General features: G+C 72.0%; 17 protein-coding genes. 7 read left to right on the top strand and 10 right to left on the bottom strand.

Annotated features, from left to right (window positions below; genetic code table 11):
• Positions 1–248 precede the first annotated feature (248 nt).
• The 6 genes from rbsD to B1H29_RS23745 form a co-directional block, all read right to left on the bottom strand.
• On the bottom strand, positions 249–638 hold the full coding sequence (rbsD, locus tag B1H29_RS23720) for a D-ribose pyranase (RefSeq protein ID WP_055417015.1): 390 nt from the start codon (positions 636–638) through the stop codon (positions 249–251).
• The gene (locus B1H29_RS23725; protein ID WP_055417014.1) at positions 635–1,537 is read right to left on the bottom strand and encodes a ribokinase; all 903 of its coding nucleotides are present in this window, start codon (positions 1,535–1,537) and stop codon (positions 635–637) included. Before B1H29_RS23725 ends, rbsD begins: the two co-directional genes overlap by 4 nt.
• Before the next feature lie 131 nt (positions 1,538–1,668).
• Positions 1,669–3,621 (bottom strand): ABC transporter permease/substrate-binding protein, encoded by a 1,953-nt coding sequence (locus tag B1H29_RS23730; protein WP_055417013.1) that lies wholly within the window; start codon positions 3,619–3,621, stop codon positions 1,669–1,671.
• The gene (locus tag B1H29_RS23735) at positions 3,611–5,155 is read right to left on the bottom strand and encodes a sugar ABC transporter ATP-binding protein (protein WP_055417012.1); all 1,545 of its coding nucleotides are present in this window, start codon (positions 5,153–5,155) and stop codon (positions 3,611–3,613) included. Before B1H29_RS23735 ends, B1H29_RS23730 begins: the two co-directional genes overlap by 11 nt.
• Positions 5,152–6,264 (bottom strand): LacI family DNA-binding transcriptional regulator, encoded by a 1,113-nt coding sequence (locus B1H29_RS23740; RefSeq protein ID WP_055417011.1) that lies wholly within the window; start codon positions 6,262–6,264, stop codon positions 5,152–5,154. The genes B1H29_RS23735 and B1H29_RS23740 overlap by 4 nt, the downstream gene beginning before the upstream one ends.
• Before the next feature lie 241 nt (positions 6,265–6,505).
• A complete protein-coding gene (locus tag B1H29_RS23745) occupies positions 6,506–6,991 on the bottom strand; it encodes a carboxymuconolactone decarboxylase family protein (protein ID WP_055417010.1) in 486 nt (161 codons plus the stop codon).
• Positions 6,992–7,168: 177 nt separating this feature from the next.
• Between B1H29_RS23745 and B1H29_RS23750 the strand changes: the two genes are divergently transcribed.
• The 5 genes from B1H29_RS23750 to B1H29_RS23770 all read left to right on the top strand — a co-directional run bounded on the left by B1H29_RS23750 (position 7,169) and on the right by B1H29_RS23770 (position 13,488).
• Complete coding sequence (locus B1H29_RS23750) at positions 7,169–8,119, top strand: RNA polymerase sigma-70 factor (protein ID WP_055417735.1); 951 nt, start codon at positions 7,169–7,171, stop codon at positions 8,117–8,119.
• A gap of 404 nt (positions 8,120–8,523) precedes the next feature.
• On the top strand, positions 8,524–9,141 hold the full coding sequence (locus tag B1H29_RS23755; RefSeq protein WP_055417009.1) for a TOPRIM nucleotidyl transferase/hydrolase domain-containing protein: 618 nt from the start codon (positions 8,524–8,526) through the stop codon (positions 9,139–9,141).
• Between the two features lie 80 nt (positions 9,142–9,221).
• Complete coding sequence (locus B1H29_RS23760; protein WP_055417008.1) at positions 9,222–9,452, top strand: helix-turn-helix domain-containing protein; 231 nt, start codon at positions 9,222–9,224, stop codon at positions 9,450–9,452.
• Positions 9,453–9,703: 251 nt separating this feature from the next.
• Entirely contained in the window at positions 9,704–11,956 is a 2,253-nt protein-coding gene (gene recD2, locus B1H29_RS23765) for an SF1B family DNA helicase RecD2 (protein ID WP_055417007.1), read from the top strand.
• A 242-nt stretch (positions 11,957–12,198) separates the two neighbouring features.
• Positions 12,199–13,488, top strand: coding sequence for a citrate synthase (locus B1H29_RS23770; RefSeq protein ID WP_055417006.1), 1,290 nt, complete (start codon positions 12,199–12,201; stop codon positions 13,486–13,488).
• A gap of 659 nt (positions 13,489–14,147) precedes the next feature.
• On the opposite strand, the gene B1H29_RS23775 is transcribed toward B1H29_RS23770, so the two are convergent.
• Positions 14,148–16,424, bottom strand: a complete 2,277-nt coding sequence (locus B1H29_RS23775; protein ID WP_055417005.1) for a heavy metal translocating P-type ATPase — start codon at positions 16,422–16,424, stop codon at positions 14,148–14,150.
• Positions 16,425–16,519: 95 nt separating this feature from the next.
• Positions 16,520–16,759, bottom strand: coding sequence for a heavy-metal-associated domain-containing protein (locus B1H29_RS23780; RefSeq protein ID WP_055417004.1), 240 nt, complete (start codon positions 16,757–16,759; stop codon positions 16,520–16,522).
• Between the two features lie 167 nt (positions 16,760–16,926).
• On the opposite strand from B1H29_RS23780, the gene B1H29_RS23785 reads away from it, so the two are divergent.
• Positions 16,927–17,964 carry a zinc-dependent alcohol dehydrogenase family protein gene (locus tag B1H29_RS23785; RefSeq protein WP_055417003.1) on the top strand — a complete coding sequence of 346 codons (1,038 nt, stop codon included), beginning with the start codon at positions 16,927–16,929 and terminating at the stop codon, positions 17,962–17,964.
• Here the strand turns inward: B1H29_RS23785 and B1H29_RS23790 are convergent.
• A complete protein-coding gene (locus B1H29_RS23790) occupies positions 17,951–18,613 on the bottom strand; it encodes a GNAT family N-acetyltransferase (protein ID WP_079160420.1) in 663 nt (220 codons plus the stop codon). The two genes, B1H29_RS23785 and B1H29_RS23790, sit on opposite strands and share 14 nt — an antisense overlap.
• 74 nt (positions 18,614–18,687) lie before the next feature.
• Positions 18,688–18,888, bottom strand: coding sequence for a hypothetical protein (locus tag B1H29_RS23795; RefSeq protein ID WP_055417002.1), 201 nt, complete (start codon positions 18,886–18,888; stop codon positions 18,688–18,690).
• An 825-nt stretch (positions 18,889–19,713) separates the two neighbouring features.
• On the opposite strand from B1H29_RS23795, the gene mmsA reads away from it, so the two are divergent.
• On the top strand, positions 19,714–21,216 hold the full coding sequence (gene mmsA, locus B1H29_RS23805) for a CoA-acylating methylmalonate-semialdehyde dehydrogenase (protein ID WP_055417001.1): 1,503 nt from the start codon (positions 19,714–19,716) through the stop codon (positions 21,214–21,216).
• Positions 21,217–21,221 lie beyond the last annotated feature (5 nt).

Genomic DNA, 21,221 nt, shown 5'->3' on the forward strand with positions numbered 1-21,221 from the left:
GCCTCCTGCCCATGCCTGTGGCGGACGGCCGGAAAGTTCCCGTGAGATCCGTGCAACCCTCTCCGCACCTCGCGGGTCGTACTTCGCGTCAGGACTTCTGGGAGGGGACCCGGGGGGGACTTGAGAGGTCCTGTACAGGGGAGGGAACCGAAGGGGCCCGGTCGACGGACCGGGCCCCTTCGAGATTCGAGGTCCGTCCGGACCGGCGCCCCGTCCGCCGGCCGTCCCGCGCCTGATCGGCCGTCGCCTCAGAAGAACACCCCGCAGCGCAGCAGTACGTTCGCGTACGGCCGTGCCTCGCCGGTGCGGACGACCAGCCGCGCGCCGGCGCTCAGCTCCTTGAGCCGTTCGTGCGGGACCAGGGCGAGGGCGGGGAAGCGGCCGGCCAGCAGACCGGCCGCCGCCGGATTGGCGTCCCGCACCTCGGCCGCCGCCGTCGCGCCCTCGACCACCAGCTCGGCCAGCAGCCCCTCCAGCACCTCGGTGAAGGACGGCACCCCGGCCCGGAAGGCCAGGTCCACCACCCGTGGCCCGTCGGGTATCGGCATGCCGACGTCACACACCAGGACCCCGTCCCCGTGGCCGAGTTCGGCCAGAGCGCCGGACAGGTGGCGGTTGAGTATCCCGGCCTTCTTCACAACGCCTCGGCCTCCGCCGCCGTCGGGTAGGACGCCTGCGCTCCCGGCTTCGTGACGGCCGCCGCGCCGACCCGGGCCGCGTACGCCGCCGCCTCGGCGAGCGACTCGCCCGTGCCGAGCCGCCAGGCCAGCGCCGCGGTGAACGCGTCGCCCGCGCCCGTCGTGTCCACGGCGTCGACCTTCACGGACGGGACCCGCGAGACGCCCGCGGACGAGGCCACCAGTGCGCCCTCGGCGCCCAGGGTCACGACCACCGAACGCGGGCCCTTGGCCAGCAGGATGCGGGCCCAGTCCTCGGGGCGCTCGCTCACGCAGGCGTCGCCGAGGATCACCTTCGCCTCGTGCTCGTTGACGATCAGCGGGTCGCAGGCCGCCAGCACCTCGCGCGGGAGCGGGCGCGGCGGCGACGGGTTCAGCACGAAGCGGCTGTCCGGCGCCAGACTCCGGACCACCTCCACGACCGTCTCCAGCGGGATCTCCAACTGCGTGGAGACGACCCGGGACGCGTGGAAGAGGCTCGCGGCGGCGCGGACGTCCCCGGGGGCCAGCCGGCCGTTGGCGCCCGGCGAGACCACGATGCTGTTGTCGCCGGACGGGTCGACGGTGATCAGCGCGACGCCGGTCGGCGCCCCGCCCACCAGTACGCCGACCGTGTCGACGCCGGCCGCCCGCTGCGAGTCCAGCAGCAGCCGGCCGTAGTCGTCGTCACCGACCCGGGCCAGCAGGACCGTACGGGCGCCGAGCCGGGCGGCGGCGACCGCCTGGTTCGCGCCCTTGCCGCCCGGGTGGACGGCCAGGTCGGAGCCGAGCACCGTCTCGCCGGCATCCGGCCGCCGCTCGACGCCGATCACGAGGTCGGCGTTGGCCGACCCCACGACCAGGAGGTCGTAGTCGTACATGAATCGCTCTCCGATCCGAGTGAATCCGAGTGAACCTGGGTGAACCCGGGTGGGTGTCCGAGTGAAGCCCGGTGAGCGGGGCGGGCGGTCGCCGTGACCGCCCGCCCGTGCACTTCCGCGCGCCGCCCGGGTCAGCCCTCGAAGCCGGCCACGTTCTCCTTGGTGACCACCTTCACCGGCACCTTCACCATTGTGTCCACCTTCTTGCCGTCGGCAGCGCGCAGCGCGTTCTGAACGGCGATCCTGCCCAGTTCCTTCGGCTGCTGCGCCACGGAGGCGAACAACGTGCCCTCCCGCACCGCCTTCAGCCCGTCCGGGGTGCCGTCGAAGCCGACGACCTGGACCGACTTGCCGGCCTTGGAACCCAGCGCCTTGATCGCGCCGAGCGCCATCTCGTCGTTCTCCGCGAAGACGCCGTCGATGTCGGGGTGCGCCTGGAGCAGGTTGGTCATCACGTCCAGGCCCTTGGTGCGGTCGAAGTCCGCGGGCTGCTTGGCGACGACCTTGATGCCCGGGTACTCCTTCAGACCGGCCGCGAAGCCCGCCCCGCGCTCCCGGCTGGCGGAGGTGCCGGCCTGGCCCTGGAGGATGACGATCGTGCCCTTGCCGCCGAGCTTCTCGGCGAGCGCCTTGGCGCCCAGCTCACCGCCCTCGACGTTGTCGGAGGCGACCAGCGCCGCCGTCTTCGCGTCGTTGACGCCGCGGTCCACGGCGATGACGGGGATGCCGTCCTTGTTCGCGCCGCGCACGGCGGGACCGGCCGCGTCGGAGTCCACCGGGTTGACGATGATCGAGGACAGGCCCCCGCTGACGAAGTTCTGCAACTGGTTGGCCTGCTGCGAGGCGTCGTTCTGCGCGTCGGTGACCGTCAGGTCCACGCCCAGCTTCTCCGCCTGCTCCTCCGCTCCGGCCCTGATCTGCACGAAGAACGGGTTGTTCAGCGTCGACAGGGACAGACCGACCTTCCGCGTCTTCCCGGCCGAGGAGTCGTTGTGCAGCAGCGAGGTCGCGCCGACGACCGCCACCGCCACGACGGCCGCGATGACGTACGTCAGTGCCTGCTTGCCCTTGCCGCCCCCGCCGGCCCCGGCCGCCGGCGTGGTCGCGCCCGCCTTGCGCCGCAGCGTGTCGAGCAGCACCGCCAGCGCGATGACGACACCGATGACGACCTGCTGCCAGAACGCGGAGACCGACAGCAGGTTGAGGCCGTTGCGCAGCACCGCGAGGATCAGCGCGCCGATGAGCGTGCCCGACGCCTTGCCGGTGCCGCCCGCGAGCGAGGCACCGCCGATGACGACGGCGGCGATGGCGTCCAGTTCGTAGCCCTGCGCGGCCTGCGGCTGCGCGGAGGAGAGCCGGGAGGCGAGCACGATGCCCGCGGCGGCGGCGAACAGCCCGGAGAAGGCGTAGATGGCGAGCTTCTGCCGCTTCACCCGCAGGCCGGACAGGCGCGCGGCCTCCTCGTTGCCGCCGATGGCGTACATGGAGCGGCCGATGTAGGTCCGCCCGAGGACGAACGCCGTGATCAGCCCCATCACGATCATCACGAGCACCGGCACCGGCAGCCACCCGCCGAGGGTGTCACCGAGGTGCGAGACCGAGTCCGGGAAGGCGATCGGCGAACCCTGCGAGATGACCAGCGACAGACCGCGCCCCACCGACAGCATGGCGAGCGTCGCGATGAACGGCGGCAGCTTCCCGTACGAGATGAGGAAGCCGTTCACCAGGCCGCACCCGATGCCCGTCGCGACGGACAGCAGCACCGCGAGCACGACCGGCATCCCGGCCTCGGTCGCGCTCCACGCCAGCACGGTGGCCGACAGTGCGGCGACCGAGCCGACCGACAGGTCGATGCCGGCCGAGACGATGACGAAGGTGACGCCGAAGGCGAGGATCGCGGTGACGGCGGCCTGGACGCCGACGTTCAGCAGGTTGTCGGCGGTCAGGAAGTCCCCGGACAGCGCCGACATGGCGATGACGAGGACGATCAGCGCGGTCAGCGCGCCGTTGTCGAGCAGCAGGCGGCGCAGGCCGCCCGTGCCGCCCTGCGCGCCCGGCTTGCTCTTGAGCGTGTCAGTGGCCACCGGAGGCCTCCGTTCCGTTGCGGTGGGGGGTGTTGCCGTGCGGCGTGCTGACGGCGAGTGCCATCACGGCGTCCTGGGTCGCCTCTTCGGCGGTGAGTTCGCCCGCGACGCGCCCCTGCGCCATGACCACCACCCGGTCGCTCATGCCGAGCACCTCGGGCAGGTCGCTGGAGATCATGAGCACGGCGGCGCCGGCCGCGGTGAGTTCGTTGATGAGCTGGTAGATCTCGACCTTGGCGCCGACGTCGATGCCGCGCGTCGGCTCGTCGAGGATCAGCACCTTGGTGTTCGCCAGCAGCCACTTGCCGATGACGACCTTCTGCTGGTTGCCGCCGGACAGCGTGCGCACGTGCTGGCCGAGACCGGCCATCCGCACGCCGAGCTGACCCGCGATCCGCTCGGCCGCCCGGTGCTGGCCCCCCAGGTCGACGAGCCCCGCGCGGGACGTGGACCGGAGGGTGACCAGCCCCAGGTTCTCCTCGACGGAGGCGTCCAGGACGAGGCCCTGGCCCTTCCGGTCCTCGGGCACCAGCCCGATCCCGGCCGCCATCGCGGCGTTCACGTCGTGGCGGCGGAGCCGGTCGCCCGCGACGTGCACGGTCCCCGCGTCGTACGGGTCGGCGCCGAACACGGCCCGGACGACCTCGGTCCGCCCGGCGCCGACCAGCCCGGCGATGCCGACGACCTCACCGGCGCGCACCTCGAAGCCGACGTCGTGGAAGACGCCGTCCCGCGTCAGCCCCTCGACCTCGAGCAACGCCGCACCGGCGTCGGCGCGTTCACGCGGGTACTGCTGCTCGATCGACCGCCCGACCATCAGCCGCACCAGCTCGTCCTCGGGCGTGGCGGCGGGCACCTGCCCTACGCTGCGTCCGTCCCGGATGACGGTGACCCGGTCGCCGAGGGCGGCGATCTCCTCCAGGTGGTGGGTGATGAAGACGATCCCGACACCGTCCTCGCGCAGCCGCCGCACGATGGCGAACAGCTTGTCGACCTCCTCGGAGGTGAGCACGGCGGTGGGCTCGTCCATGATGAGGACACGCGCGTTCAGGCTGAGCGCCTTGGCGATCTCGACCATCTGGAGCCGCGCGATACCGAGTTCACGCACCCGGGCCCGCGGCGACACGTTCACGCCGACCCGCTTCAGCAGCACCTCGGCGTCGGCGTCCATCTTCTTCCGGTCGATCATCCCCAGGCGGCGGGGCTGGCGTCCCAGGAAGATGTTCTCGGCGACCGTCAGATCGGGAACGAGGTTGAACTCCTGGTAGATGGTGGCGATCCCGAGGCGCTCGGAGTCCTGCGCACCGTGGATGCGCACCTCCTGACCACCGGCCAGGATCCGCCCGGCGTCGGGCGTGTAGGCGCCGGAGAGCATCTTGATGAGGGTGCTCTTGCCCGCGCCGTTCTCACCGAGGAGCACGTGCACCTCACCCTGGCGCAGGTCGAAGTCGACGCTGTCGAGCGCGACCACGCCGGGGAAGGTCTTGCGGATGCCCTCGATGCGCAGCAACTCGTCCGGACTGCGGCTGCTCACGGCGTACTCCTTCGTACGGGGGACGGGGACGGGGGTGGCGATGACGGCGACGGCGACGGCGACGGGGACGGGGACGGGGGCGACGGCGACGGCGACGGCGACGGGGTGTGCCGGGGAGCCGGCTCACCGCAGGACCGGCGCACGACGAGCCGCGCCGGAAGGGTGACGGACTCGCCGGGCCGGCCCTCGATGCTGTCGACCAGCGCGCGCACGGCGGCCCGGCCGAGGTCGCCCGTGGGCTGGGCGATCGCGGTGACGGGCGGATCGGTGTGCACGAACCAGCGGATGTCGTCGAACGCGGCGAGCGCGATGTCCTCGGGGACGCGCAGCCCGCGCGCGCGTACGGCGTCCAGCGCGCCGAGCGCCATCAGGTTGTCGGCGGCGAAGACGACCTCGGGCGGCTCGGGCAGGTCGAGGAAGCCCTCGGTGACCCGGCGTCCGCTCTCGGCCTGGAAGTCGCCCTGGCCGATGTAGGCGTCGGGAAGGGGGAGCCCGTACGCGCCGAGCGCCTCGCGGAAGGCGTCGACGCGCTCGCGTCCGGTCGTGGTGGCGGCGGGCCCGGCGATGATGGCGAGCCGGCGGTGGCCGAGGGCGTACAGGTGGGCGACGAGGTCCCGGACGGCGCCCCGCCCGTCCGACCGGACCACGGGCACGTCCACGCCCGGGATCCACCGGTCGACGAAGACCATCGGCGTGCCGGCCCGCGCGGCGTCCAGCATCCTGGGCGAGCCGCCGTCGGTGGGGGAGACGAGGAGCCCGTCGATACGCCGGTCCAGCAGCGTCGTGACGTGGTGGTCCTGGAGGTCGGGCCGCTCGTCGGCGTTGCCGATGATGACGCTGTAACCGAGCGCGCGGGCCTCCTCCTCGACGGAACGGGCCAGCTCGGTGAAGTACGGGTTCATGACGTCGCTGATGACCAGGCCGAGGGTGCGGGTCTGGTCGGTGCGCAGCGACCGGGCGACGGCGTTCGGGCGGTAGCCCAGCGTCTCGACGGCGGCCAGCACGCGGGTGCGGGCGCCCGGGCTGACGGACGGGTGGCCGTTGAGGACGCGCGAGACCGTCGCGACGGAGACGCCCGCCTCGACGGCGACGTCCTTGATACTCGCCATCGCCGTTCCACCTCCTTGTGGAATCGATTACAGGGAGGATTGGAATCGATTACACGGGTGGCTGGCAAGAGGGTTCGAGGGCGTCGAAACGTAATCGTGACCCGGGTGGGCCGGAGGGAGTGGGCCGGGCCGGGGCCGGGCGCGGGGGACGCGAAGCGTGAACACCCCGGCCCGAAGTGTTCACGCTTCACGTTTCCGGAGAGCGGTCGCCCGCCGGGCGCCTTGGGGAGTGTTCCGGGGGTCAGTCCACCGCGGCGGCGAACATCCCCGCCTCGTACGAGCCTCCCGGCTGGTGCGTGATCACGGCCAGCCGGTTGGCCGCGTTGATCAGGGCGACCAGGCAGACCAGCGCGGCGATCTGGTCGTCGTCGTAGTGCTTGCGCACCCGCGCCCACGTCTCGTCGGGCACGCCCTGATGGGCGTCGGCGAGCCGGGTGCCCTCCTCGGCGAGCGCCAGCGCGGCCCGCTCGGCCTCGGTGAACACCGTGGACTCGCGCCAGGCGGCGACCAGATGGAGCCGGACCGCGCTCTCACCGGCGGCCGCGGCCTCCTTGACGTGCATGTCGACGCAGTGGCCGCAGCCGTTGATCTGGCTGGCGCGCAGCGACATCAGTTCCTGCGTGGACTTGGGCAGCGACGACCCGTGGATCACCATGGCGGTGCCCGCGAATCGCTTGGCGAACCTGCTGCCGATCTCGTTCTCGAACAGGTTGAATCGGGTGTCCATGGCCTCGTCCTCGTCCTCGTGTTCGGTGCCTCACTGACGAACACAAGATGCCGACGGCCCGGTCGCTGTGACGGGAGAGCGGTGTGACCTGGGCCACTGCCGCCGGGTGTCACGGACCGGCGGCGACCGGTGTCCTGTGCGCGGGAGACCGTCGGAGTCGAGCAACGGGAGAAGCCGGTGACCAGCGAGACCAGCCCACGCGCACAGGACGGCACGACCCGGCGTGCCGTCGCCGCCGGCGGTGACGGCACGGACCCCGCCACCGAGGCCTTCGTCGCCCACCGCAACCTGCTCTTCACCGTCGCCTACGAGCTGCTCGGCTCGGCCGCCGACGCCGAGGACGTCCTGCAGGAGACCTGGCTGCGGTGGGCTGACGTCGACCTCGGCACGGTGCGCGACCGGCGCGCGTACCTGGTCCGGATCACCACCCGCCAGGCACTGAACCGGCTGCGTACGCTCGGCCGCCGCAAGGAGTCCTACGTCGGCTCCTGGCTGCCCGAGCCGCTTCTCACCACTCCCGACGTGGCCGAGGACGTCGAGCTGGCCGACAGTGTGTCGATGGCGATGATGCTGGTCCTGGAGACGCTGACGCCGACCGAGCGGGCGGTGTTCGTGCTGCGCGAGGTGTTCGACCTCGGCTACGACGAGATCGCCGAGGCCGTGGAGAAGAGCCCGGCCGCCGTCCGGCAGATCGCGCACCGGGCCCGCGCCCACGTCGCGGCACGCCGGCCGCGCGGGGTGGTCTCGGCGACCGAGTCCAGGCAGGCGCTCGCGGCATTCCAGCGGGCGGTGGAGACGGGTGACCTGCAGGGCCTGCTCGACATCCTCTCCCCGGACGTCGTGCTGCTCGGCGACGGAGGCGGCATCAAACAGGCCGTCCTGCGGCCCGTCACGGGGGCCGGCAAGGTGGCCCGCTTCCTGGTCGGCGGACTGCTCAAGCAGAGCGCCACGGTGTCGATGGGGCCGGTCCAGGTCAACGGCTACCCGGCCCTGACCCTCCGGCTCGACGGCGAGCTGGACACCGTGGTGGCGGTGCGTTTCGACGACGGCCGCATCACCGGCCTCTACGCCGTCCGCAATCCCGAGAAGCTGTCGCACATGCGCCGGGAGACGGCACTGCGCCGTTGAGCGGGGCGCCGCCCCGGCGGTCCCCTACTGGTGGGCGGGAGTGCGTCGCCGGTCTCCAGCAGCGTTTTGAGGCCGGAGACGAGGGCCGGCCGTGCCGGACCATCTCGCGGGCGGTACCGCCGGGCTCGACTGGCGGGTCGGCGCGTGCACGCGGCCTGGACGTGTGGCCCTCGACTTGTGGGCCTCGACGCATGACCCTCGACGTGGGGGCCTTGACGCGTGGGCCCCTATGTATGGGTCCTTGACGTGTGGGCCCCGACGCGTGGGCCCTTGACGTGTGGCCCTCCACATGGGGCCCTTGACGTGTGTGCCCTCGACGCGTGGGTCCTGACGTGTAGCCCCCGACGCGTGGGCCCGCGCGGAAATCCCTACCGCTGTGGCCGCGAAGGGCTCAGACTCGTCCCATGGCGGACATGGGGTCGTTCCGGGACGCGGTCACCGCGTGGGCCGCCGGTGCGCCCGGCGGCCCGGCACGCGAGCTGGCCGGGCGGCTGTCCGTCCGCACGGCCGTCCTCCTCGAAGGGCCGAGCGACGCGGCGGCGGTCGACGCGCTGGCCGCGCGGCACGGCCGGGACCCGGCGGCGGAGGGGATCTGCGTCCTGCCGATGGGCGGCGCGATGAGCGTCGGCCGCTTCGCCGCCCTCCTCGGGCCGTCCGGTCTGGACCTCCGCCTCACGGGACTGTGCGACGAGCGGGAGCGGGGCTACTACGTCCGTGCCCTGGAGCGGGCGCGAGCCGCACCGCACGATCTCTTCGTCTGCGCGGCCGACCTGGAGGACGAACTCATCCGCGCGCTGGGCGTGACCCGGGTGACGGAACTCGTCGAGGCGGAGGGCGACCTGCGCCCGCTCCAGACCTTCCTGCGCCAGCCGGCCCAGCGCGACCGCACCGCCCAGCAGCAACTACGCCGCTTCTTCGGCACCAAGAAGGGCCGCAAGATCCACTACGGCCGGGTCCTCGTCGAGGCCCTCGACCCCGACCGCACCCCCGCCCCCCTCGCGGGGCTGTTCGCCGGGCTCTGAACGCTCGGGGTGCCGTCGGCTACTCGGCGCCACCGCCGGGTGGGGGCGGGCCCGAGCACCTCGCACGCGCCAACCCCGACGTGGCCGCGATCGCCCGGCTCGCCGGCCACCCGGAGGACCTGGAGACGCTGGACGTCTACTGCGCGACCGGCTTCCTGCGTCGGGCCGCCGACCTTCTCCACCTGCACCACAGCAGCGTGGCCCGCAGAATCGACCGGATGGGCAGAGTCCTGGGCCTCGAACTCACCGACCCCACCGCCCTGATCCGGGCCGGACTCGCCCTCACCACCTGGCGGCTGCTCAACGGCTGAGGGACCCACGCCTCCCCGCCGACCGCGGGCGGTGCGCGGCCCCTCCGGTCCCGACGTGAGCAGTTGGCCCGGAGTTGTGCGCGGCCCGCTCATATGGGCGCCTGGTCAACAGTTGGCCGGTGAGTGTCATCGTGTTGCGGGCCCATGGTGTGACGCACGCCGTCGCTCCTCCGGAATCGGTCCACGCCCCGTGCGTACCGAGAAGCCGGTCCCGGCCACCCCCTGTCAGTCCCCACCGGTACCGTCGGATCATGTCCAACCAGCCCGCGGCGGCCCCCGGTGAACGCCGCCTCGCCGTCCTCGAAGGCGTCCTGGAGCGCATCACGTACGCCAACGAGGAGAACGGCTACACGGTCGCCCGCGTCGACACCGGCAGGGGCGCCGGTGACCTGCTGACCGTCGTCGGCGCGCTGCTGGGTGCCCAGGTGGGGGAGTCCCTGCGGATGGAGGGCCGCTGGGGGTCCCACCCCCAGTACGGCAAGCAGTTCCACGTCGAGAACTACACGACCGTGCTGCCCGCCACGGTCCAGGGCATCCGGCGCTACCTCGGCTCCGGTCTGGTCAAGGGCATCGGTCCGATCTTCGCCGACCGCATCACGCAGCACTTCGGCATCGACACCCTGACCGTCATCGAGGAGGAGCCCAAGCGGCTCATCGAGGTCCCCGGCCTCGGCCCCAAGCGGACGAAGAAGATCGCCGACGCGTGGGACGAGCAGAAGGCGATCAAGGAGGTCATGCTCTTCCTCCAGACCGTCGAGGTGTCCACCTCCATCGCCGTGCGCATCTACAAGAAGTACGGCGACGCCTCGATCTCCGTCGTGAAGAACCAGCCCTACCGGCTGGCGTCCGACGTCTGGGGCATCGGCTTCCTCACCGCCGACAAGATCGCCCAGTCCGTCGGCATCCCGCACGACAGCCCGGACCGGGTGAAGGCGGGTCTGCAGTACGCGTTGTCGCAGGCCACCGACCAGGGGCACTGCTACCTCCCCGAGGAGAAGCTGATCGCCGACGCGGTGAAGCTGCTCCAGGTGGACACCGGGCTGGTCATCGAGTGCCTCGGCGAGCTGGCCGCCGAGCCGGAGGAGGGCGAGGACCCCGGCGTCGTACGCGAGAAGGTCCCCGACCCGCAGGGCGGCGACCCCGTCACCGCCGTCTACCTGGTCCCCTTCCACCGCGCCGAGCTGGCGCTCTCCGCGCAACTGCGGCGGCTCCTGCGTACCGACGAGGACCGGATGCCGGCCTTCGGGGACGCGCCGTGGGACAAGGCGCTGGGCTGGCTCAAGACCCGCACCGGCGCCGACCTCGCCCCCGAGCAGGAAGCCGCGGTCAGGCTCGCGCTCACCGAGAAGGTCGCCGTCCTCACCGGCGGGCCGGGCTGCGGCAAGTCGTTCACCGTCAGGTCCATCGTCGAGCTGGCCCGCGCGAAGAAGGCGAAGGTGGTGCTCGCCGCGCCGACCGGGCGGGCCGCCAAGCGCCTCGCCGAGCTGACCGGTGCCGAGGCCTCCACGGTCCACCGCCTGCTGGAGCTCAAGCCCGGCGGCGACGCCGCCTACGACCGGGACCGGCCGCTCGACGCCGACCTCGTCGTGGTCGACGAGGCCTCCATGCTCGATCTGCTCCTCGCCAACAAGCTGGTCAAGGCCGTTCCCCCGGGCGCCCACCTGCTCTTCGTCGGGGACGTCGACCAGTTGCCCAGCGTCGGCGCGGGGGAGGTGCTGAGAGACCTGCTGGCCCCCGGCAGCCCCGTCCCCGCCGTCCGCCTCACCCGGGTCTTCCGGCAGGCCCAGGAGTCGGGGGTCGTGACGAACGCGCACCGGATCAACGCCGGTCAGCACCCGCTCACCGACGGCATGAAGGACTTCTTCCTCTTCGTCGAGGACGAGACCGAGGAGGCGGGGCGGCTCACGGTGGACGTCGCCGCCCGGCGCATCCCCGCGAAGTTCGGACTCGACCCGCGCCGGGACGTGCAGGTGCTCGCCCCCATGCACCGGGGACCCGCCGGCGCCGGCGCGCTGAACGGGCTGCTCCAGCAGGCCGTCACCCCGGGACGCCCGGACGTGCCGGAGAAGCGGTTCGGCGGCCGGGTCTTCCGGGTCGGCGACAAGGTCACCCAGATTCGCAACAATTACGAGAAGGGTGAGAACGGCGTCTTCAACGGCACCGTCGGCGTGGTCACCTCGCTCGACCCGGTGGACCAGCGCCTCACCGTGCTGACGGACGAGGACGAGGAGGTTCCGTACGAATTCGACGAACTGGACGAACTGGCCCACGCCTACGCGGTGACCATCCACCGCTCCCAGGGCAGCGAGTACCCGGCGGTGGTGATCCCCGTGACGACCGGCGCCTGGATGATGCTCCAGCGGAACCTGCTGTACACGGCGGTCACCCGGGCCAAGCAACTGGTCGTCCTCGTCGGCTCCCGCAAGGCGATCGGACAGGCGGTGCGCACGGTCTCGGCAGGTCGGCGCTGCACGGCGCTCGACTTCCGGCTGGCGGGTTCCTGATCCGCAACCTCCCGGTAAACCTCTTGACCCGTGTGAAAAAAATGATCGATCAAACGAGTCGCAAAGGTCACAGAGCACTTCCGGATGGGAGGGAGAGGGGGCAGGATGAGCAAGTTGGCGGCACTGAGTGCCGCCAATAGGCCCGATGGTCGACCCCGAGTGCACTCTCCTGAGCCAAGTGGGGGATGGTAGAGACAGTCAGGGCACCTCGAAGATGAGGCACTACGTCGGTGAGGGAAGACGTGAGCGACAACTCTGTAGTACTGCGGTACGGCGACGGCGAGTACACCTACCCGGTGATCGACAGCACCGTCGGCGACAAGGGCTTCGACATCGGGAAGCTCCGCGCCCAGACCGGTCTGGTGACGCTGGACAGCGGTTACGGCAACACCGCCGCCTACAAATCCGCCATTACGTATCTGGACGGCGAGGCGGGCATCCTCCGGTACCGCGGCTACCCGATCGAGCAGTTGGCCGAGCGCTCCTCCTTCGTGGAGGTCGCCTACCTGCTGATCAACGGCGAGCTGCCGACGGTCGACGAGCTCACCGCGTTCAAGAACGAGATCACGCAGCACACCCTGCTGCACGAGGACGTCAAGAACTTCTACAAGGGCTTCCCGCGCGACGCCCACCCGATGGCCATGCTGTCGTCGGTCGTCTCGGCGCTGTCGACGTTCTACCAGGACAGCCACAACCCGTTCGACGAGCGCCAGCGCAACCTCTCCACGATCCGGCTGCTCGCGAAGCTTCCGACGATCGCGGCCTACGCGTACAAGAAGTCGATCGGCCACCCGTTCGTCTACCCGCGCAACGACCTCGGCTACGTCGAGAACTTCCTGCGCATGACGTTCTCGGTCCCGGCGCAGGAGTACGACCTCGACCCGACGGTCGTCGCCGCCCTGGACAAGCTGCTGATCCTGCACGCGGACCACGAGCAGAACTGCTCGACCTCCACGGTCCGCCTGGTCGGCTCCTCGCAGGCGAACATGTTCGCCTCGATCTCCGCCGGCATCAACGCGCTGTGGGGCCCGCTGCACGGCGGCGCCAACCAGTCGGTGCTGGAGATGCTGGAGGGCATCCGCGACTCCGGCGGTGACGTCGACTCCTTCATCCGCAAGGTGAAGAACAAGGAGGACGGCGTCCGCCTGATGGGCTTCGGCCACCGGGTCTACAAGAACTTCGACCCGCGCGCCAAGATCATCAAGGCCGCCGCGCACGATGTGCTCTCCGCCCTCGGCAAGTCCGACGAGCTGCTGGACATCGCCCTGAAGCTGGAGGAGCACGCGCTCTCCGACGACTACTTCGTCTCGCGCAGCCTCTACCCGAACGTGGACTTCTACACCGGCCTGATCTACCGGGCCATGGGCTTCCCGACCGAGATGTTCACGGTCCTGTTCGCCCTCGGCCGGCTGCCGGGCTGGATCGCCCAGTGGCACGAGATGATCAAGGAGCCGGGCTCCCGCATCGGCCGCCCGCGCCAGATCTACACGGGCGTCGTCGAGCGCGACTTCGTGCCCGTAGAGGAGCGCTGAGCCGCCAGGCACCCCCGCAGCGCGCCAGAGGAGTCCCGTGCCGCCCCGAGTGGTACGGGACTTTTCCGTGCCCGGAGGCGGGCGCGGGCCGCGGGCGAGGGCGCCGCGGACAGCAGAAGGCGCCCTGGCGCCGGTCCCCCCACGGGCCGACGAACCAGGGCGCCTTCCCATGTCCCGGTACGGATTCCCCCCACGGGATCCGGCCGGGCGTCTGTGAGGACAGCGCCTGAATCGCTGTACTGGGCACAACGGGGAGCACCCGCCGTGCCTGTCATGCCTGTCACGCCTGTTGTGCGTGTCCCGCCTGTCGTGCGGTCTGCCGGGACAGCGCACGCCCGGGAGGGCCGCTCAAAGCTTCCCGGTGTACGTGTCCCGGCAACGCAGCTCTGGGAAAGTCCCCCAAGACATCCCCAGATGCCAGGTGGCGCCCCCCAAGACGCTGCCTGACATCGCCAACTTAGACCTTCGAACCCCTTCGATGGTTACGTTCGCATCACTGTGATCTGCGTCTCTTGCATATGTCCCTTAGGTGCGCAAGGGCCCCGATACGTCGAACGGGACCCAAGCGTAAGGAAGATGCGCGAGCCTTGTGAAGAGCTTATGTGAGGTGAGTGCTGGACTCCAGAGGCACCGCCCCCCGACCTGCGTGAAACGCGGGCTCAGCGAAAGGCCCGCAGCCTGAGGCTGTTGGTGACCACGAACACCGAGGAGAAGGCCATCGCCGCCCCCGCGATCATCGGGTTCAGCATCCCCGCGGCGGCCAGCGGCAGCGCGGCCACGTTGTAGCCGAAGGCCCACACGAGATTGCCCTTGATCGTGGAGAGGGTGCGCCGGGACAGCCGGATCGCGTCCGCGGCCACCCGCAGGTCCCCGCGCACCAGCGTCAGGTCGCCCGCCTCGATCGCCGCGTCGGTGCCCGTGCCCATCGCCAGACCCAGATCGGCGGTGGCGAGCGCGGCGGCGTCGTTGACGCCGTCCCCGACCATGGCGACCGCACGGCCGCCGGCCCGCAGCCGCTCCACCACGGCGACCTTGTCCTCGGGCAGCACCTCGGCGATCACCTCGTCGATGCCGACGGTCTTCGCGACCGACTCGGCCACGCGCCGGTTGTCGCCGGTCAGCAGCACGGGGGTGAGGCCCAGCCGGCGCAGCTCGGCCACCGCCTCGGCGCTGGTCTCCTTGACCGTGTCGGCCACGGTGACGACCCCGCGCGCCGTCCCGTCCCACCCGACCACGACGGCGGTACGGCCGCCCCTCCCGGCCTCGTCCGCGGCGCGGGACACCTCGGGCGGCAGGGCGTCGTAGAGGCGCCCCACGGCCACCTCGCGGCCCTCCACGCGCCCGCGTACGCCACGCCCGGGAACGTTGGTGAATCCCTCGACGCCGGGCAGCGTGCCGACCCGTTCCCCGGCACCGGCCGCGATCGCGCGGGCCACGGGGTGCTCGGAGGCGTGCTCGACGGCGCCCGCGAGCCGCAGCAGTTCCTCCGCGTCGGTGCCCTCGGCGGCGTACACCTCGTGCAGGGTCATGCGGCCGGTGGTGACGGTGCCGGTCTTGTCCAGCACGACCGTGTCCACGCGCCGCGTGGACTCCAGGACCTCGGGGCCCTTGATGAGGATGCCGAGCTGGGCGCCGCGGCCCGTGCCGACCATCAGCGCGGTCGGCGTGGCCAGGCCCAGCGCGCACGGGCAGGCGATGATCAGTACGGCGACGGCGGCGGTGAACGCGGCGACGGTGTCACCGGTGGCGCCCAGCCACCCGCCGAAGGTCGCGACCGCGATCAGCAGCACGACGGGCACGAAGACGCCGGAGATCCGGTCGGCGAGGCGCTGCACCTCGGCCTTGCCGCTCTGCGCGTCCTCGACCAGTCGCGCCATCCGGGCGAGCTGCGTGTCGGCGCCGACCCGGGTGGCCTCGACGACCAGCCGGCCGCCGGCGTTGACCGTGGCGCCGGTGACGGTGTCGCCGACGCCCACGTCCACCGGCACGGACTCGCCGGTCAGCATCGAGGCGTCCACGGCCGAGGCGCCCTCGACCACCGTGCCGTCGGTGGCGACCTTCTCGCCGGGCCGTACGACGAACCGGTCGCCGACCGTCAGCCCGGCCACCGGTATCCGCACCTCCCGGCCGTCCCGCACCACCGCGACGTCCCTGGCGCCCAGTTCCATCAGCGCCCGCAGCGCGGCGCCGGCGCGGCGCTTGGAGCGGGCCTCCAGCCAGCGGCCGAGCAGGAGGAAGGCGGTGACTCCGGCGGCGGCCTCCAGGTAGATCGCCGAGGCCCCGTCCGTACGGGAGACGGTGAGGTCGAAGCCGTGCCGCATGCCCGGCATGCCCGCGTCCCCGAAGAACAGCGCCCACAGCGACCAGCCGAACGCCGCGAGGGTGCCGAGCGAGACCAGCGTGTCCATGGTGGCCGCGCCGTGCCTGAGGTTCGTCCAGGCGGCGCGGTGGAAGGGGAGGCCGCCCCAGACGACGACGGGTGCGGCCAGGGTCAGCGAGAGCCACTGCCAGTTGTCGAACTGGAGCGCCGGGACCATCGCGAGCAGCACGACGGGGGCGGCGAGGAGGACGGAGACGACGAGGCGTTGACGCAGAGCCGTCAGCTCGGGGTCGGCGTCCTCCGCCCGGGGTTCCTCCGTGCCGGCGGCCGGCTCCGGCGGCGGCGCGGGCTCCTCGGCGGTGTACCCGGTCCTGACGACGGTGGCGATCAGATCGGCGACCCCGGTGGTCACCGGATGGGTGATCCGGGCCTTCTCCGTCGCGTAGTTCACCGTGGCGGTGACGCCGTCCATGCGGTTGAGCTTCTTCTCCACGCGGGCCGCGCAGGAGGCGCAGGTCATGCCGCCGATGAGCAGCTCGACCTCGGCGGTCTCGGGCGCGGTGTCGGAGGGGGTGGTGCTCGACGCGGTGGGCTTGGACGCGGTGGTGCTGGTCATGGTCCGGACTCCAGGAGGCCGACCGGACCGCGCGCGGCCCGGTCGGAGGGGCAGTGGGTGCTGCGTGGGCGCTGTGGCCGCTGGGCCGCGGTGGCTCAGGCCCGGCCGACCAGCTCGTAGCCCGCCTCGTCCACGGCGGCGCGTACGGCCTCGTCGTCCAGGGGCGCCTCGGAGACGACGGTGACCTCGCCGCTCGAGGCGACGGCCCGCACCGAGCCGACGCCCGCGATCTCGGAGATCTCGCCGGAGACGGCGCCCTCACAGTGTCCACAGCTCATTCCGCTCACCTTGTAGACGGTGGTGACGGAGCCCTGGGTATCGGTCTGGGCGGTCATGTCGTTACTCCTCGTCGGGGCGTTCATGGCGGGTACCCGTGATCCTGCGTGGACCACTCACCCCCCACTGTACCCCTAGGGGGTATGAGTCCCGCATAGCCTGCCGTGAGAAGTGTGACGGGAAGCGGGAGCGCCGGTACGGACCGGGGCGGAAGTGGGGGTGACGGATGCGCGCGGTCGTGTTCGAGCGGTTCGGGGAGCCCGCCGAGGTACGGGAGGTGGCCGACCCGGAGCCCGCGCCGCACGGGGTCGTGGTCCGCGTCGAGGCCACCGGGCTGTGCCGCAGTGACTGGCACGGCTGGCAGGGCCACGACCCGGACATCACGCTGCCGCACGTACCGGGGCACGAACTGGCCGGAGTCGTCGAGGCGGCCGGCGACCGGGTGGCCGGGTGGCGGCCCGGCGACCGGGTGACCGTGCCCTTCGTCTGCGCCTGCGGGAGCTGCGGGGCGTGTGCGGCGGGCGACCAGCAGGTGTGCGAGCGGCAGACCCAGCCCGGCTTCACCCACTGGGGTTCCTTCGCCCGGTACGTCGCGCTCGACCACGCCGACGTCAACCTCGTCGCCGTACCCGAGGACATGACGTACGCGACGGCCGCCTCGCTGGGCTGCCGTTTCGCCACGGCGTTCCGGGCCGTGGCGCAGCAGGGGCGCCTCGCGGCGGGGGAGTGGGTCGCGGTGCACGGGTGCGGCGGCGTCGGCCTGTCGGCGGTGATGATCGCGGCGGCCTCGGGCGCGCGGGTCGTCGCCGTGGACGTGTCGCCCCGGGCGCTGGAACTGGCGCGCGCGTTCGGCGCGGCGGAGTGCGTGGACGCGACCCGGACGCCGGACACGGCCGCGGCGGTCCGCGACCTCACCGGCGGCGGCGCCCACCTCTCCCTCGACGCCCTCGGCTCGCCCGTCACCTGCGCCGCGTCCGTGAACGGCCTGCGCCGCCGCGGCCGGCACGTCCAGGTGGGCCTGCTGCCCTCGTCGGACGGCACCACGCCGGTGCCGATGGCCCGCGCCGTCGCCCTGGAGCTGGAACTCCTCGGCAGCCACGGGATGGCCGCGCACACCTACGCGCCGATGCTGGAGCTGGTCCGCACCGGGGCGCTCCGTCCCGACCTGCTGGTGACGTCCACGATCGGGCTGGACGCGGTCCCGGCCGCCCTGGCCGCCATGGGGACGGCGCCGGGCGCGGGGGTGACGGTCATCGAGCCGTGACGCCGGCCCCGGGGCGGGTGCCGGCGGTCTGCGTGTGCCCGAGGTGGATGTCGGCGGTCTGCGCGTGCCCGCGGTGGGTGCCGGCGGTCTGCGGGTGCCCGCGGTGGGCGGCCCACTCGTGGTCGAGGACGGCCATCAGCACCTCGTCCACCCACGCCCCGTCGCGCCACTCCACCGCACGCCGGACGCCCTCCACCACGAACCCGGCCTTCTCGTAGACCCGCAGGGCCCGGTGGTTGTAGCCGTAGGCGTCCAACTGGACGCGGTGCAGACCGACCTCGTCGAAGCCGTACCCCACGATCAGCCGGGTCGCCTCGGTGCCGATGCCCCGGCCGCGGCCCCGCGCGCCGATCAGCGTGCGGAAGGTGCAGGACCGGTTCTCCGGGTCCCAGTCGTGCAGCACCACCTCGCCGAGGAGTTCGCCGTCGGCGGGATCGGTGACGGCCAGGTCGAGCCGGTCGGACTGCGCGCCTCGGGAGCCGTACCAGGCACGCAGCAGCTTGGGGGTGAGCTCGCGCCCCGGCGAGCCGGTGAAGCGCCGGACCTCGGGGTCGTTGACGATCTCCCACATGCGCTCGGCGTCGGCCTCGGTGAACGGCCGCAGTACGGTTCTGTCGCCGGTCAGAACGGGTTTCACGGAGAAGTCCATGGACGAGAGCGTGCCCCACGTGACCGCGGGGCACGGAATGGTTTTCGTACTGAGGAGGGGGCGGCGGCCGCCCTTCAGTCGTGCCGCCGGTCGCGGTTGCGTGGCCGGGACGCCACCCAGGCCCGGACCGTGTCGGCGTACCAGTACGGTTTTCCGCCCTCCACGTGGTCGGGCAGGGGCAGCAGCCCGTGCTTGCGGTACGACCGCACGGTGTCCGGCTGCACCCGGATGTGGGCCGCGATGTCCTTGTAGGACCAGAGCCTTCGGTCGGTCACAAGTCGCACCTCCCCGCGCGCACCGCGGCGGCGACCGGGGACGGCCGCCGGGGGGAGCCGGGTGCTGCGCTGGCGATCACCAAGCCTGTGCCGGGTGAACGACGTGGAGTGCGAGCGGTCAGGGGTCGTTCCCGCGTGTGACGGAAGACCCGTGTGCGCGTGACAGACGTGACAGGAAGCGCGTCTTTGTGACACGAGTGCCGCACAGACCCACGCCCGAGTCCGGGCGCGGCGCGTTGACTTCGGCGGCCGGGGGAGTCCCGGGCGGCCGGGTGTACCGCCAGCCGGAGCATGCCGTCCGCCGTACGGGCCGCCATGTCGTCCGAATGTCCGGACAAACCATTGACAGGCCGCGCGCGCGGGGCTAGAAACCGGGGGAGACACAACGGCGGGTACACAACGGCGGGTACGCAACGACGGGCACGCAACGACGGGCACGAAGGGGAACGCGATGGCGCACGACCCGATCGCCGGGTGGCCGCGGCGGTCCGCTCCCGCCACCGCCGGTTCCCCCACCAGACGCCTCCGGCGCGGGAAGGCCGCTTCGCCCTGGCAGGAGCGAAGTCCGAGCGCCGACTCCCCGCTCGCACCGGCCCCGCGCCGGAGGTTCCCGCGTCCCGTCGCCGGGCGGGCCGCCGACACTGCCCCACGTGTCTACGCGGACGCCCAAACCGCAGACACAGTGTCGGGCGCGTGTGGAGCGCCCGGCTGCTGGGATGGACTCATGGCCGTCACCGCGACCCGATCGTCGCCGGTCACGGTCCGTGAGCTGGACCAACGGCACGTCTCCATCCGTCGCCGCCATCTGTGAAGGAGTTCTCGGTCATGACGAACATCGTCAACCACTGGATCGGCGGCAAGACCGCCGAAGGCGCGTCGGGCACGTACGGGCCGGTGACGAACCCGGCGACCGGCGCGATCACCACGAAGGTCGCCTTCGCCTCCGTGGACGAGGTGGACGCCGCGGTCGCCGCCGCCAAGGAGGCGTACCTGGCCTGGGGTCAGTCCTCGCTGGCGCAGCGCACCTCGGTCCTCTTCAAGTTCCGGGCGCTGCTGGACGCGCACCGCGACGAGATCGCCGAGCTGATCACCGCCGAGCACGGCAAGGTGCACTCCGACGCCCTCGGTGAGGTCGCGCGCGGCCTGGAGATCGTCGACCTGGCCTGCGGCATCAACGTGCAGCTCAAGGGCGAGCTGTCCACCGAGGTCGCCACCCGCGTCGACGTGGCCTCGATCCGGCAGCCGCTCGGTGTGGTCGCCGGCATCACGCCGTTCAACTTCCCGGCGATGGTGCCGCTGTGGATGTTCCCCCTCGCCATCGCCTGCGGCAACACCTTCGTGCTCAAGCCGAGCGAGAAGGACCCGTCGGCGGCCGTGAAGATCGCCGAGCTGCTCGCCGAGGCAGGACTGCCGGACGGCGTCTTCAACGTCGTGCACGGCGACAAGGTGGCCGTGGACCGGCTCCTGGAGCACCCGGACGTCAAGGCGGTCTCGTTCGTCGGCTCGACCCCGATCGCCCGCTACATCCACACCACCGCCTCCGCCAACGGCAAGCGCGTCCAGGCCCTCGGCGGCGCCAAGAACCACATGCTGGTCCTCCCGGACGCCGACCTCGACGCGGCGGCCGACGCTGCCGTCTCCGCGGCCTACGGCTCGGCCGGCGAGCGCTGCATGGCGATCTCCGCGGTCGTCGCCGTCGGCGCCGTCGGCGACGAACTGGTGGAGAAGATCCGCGAGCGTGCCGAGAAGATCAAGATCGGCCCCGGCGGCGACCCGACCTCCGAGATGGGCCCGCTGATCACCAAGGCACACCGGGACAAGGTGGCGTCCTACGTCGAGGGCGCGGCTGCCGAGGGCTGCGAGGTCGTCCTGGACGGCACCGGGTACACGGTCGACGGCCACGAGGACGGCCACTGGATCGGCATCTCCCTGCTGGACCGGGTGCCGGTCACGGCGAAGGCCTACCGGGACGAGATCTTCGGCCCGGTACTGTGCGTGCTGCGCGCCGAGACCTACGAGGAGGGCGTGGCGCTGATCAACGCCTCCCCCTTCGGCAACGGCACCGCGATCTTCACCCGGGACGGCGGTGCGGCCCGCCGCTTCCAACTCGAGGTCGAGGCCGGCATGGTCGGCGTGAACGTGCCGATCCCGGTCCCCGTCGGCTACCACTCCTTCGGCGGCTGGAAGGACTCGCTCTTCGGCGACCACCACATCTACGGCAACGACGGCACGCACTTCTACACCCGCGGCAAGGTCGTCACCACCCGCTGGCCCGATCCGGCCGACGCCCCGGCGGGCGTGGACCTGGGCTTCCCGCGCAACCACTGAGGCGC

Origin of the sequence: Streptomyces pactum, assembly GCF_002005225.1 — a bacterium.
Taxonomy (GTDB): Bacteria; Actinomycetota; Actinomycetes; order Streptomycetales; family Streptomycetaceae; genus Streptomyces; species Streptomyces pactum_A.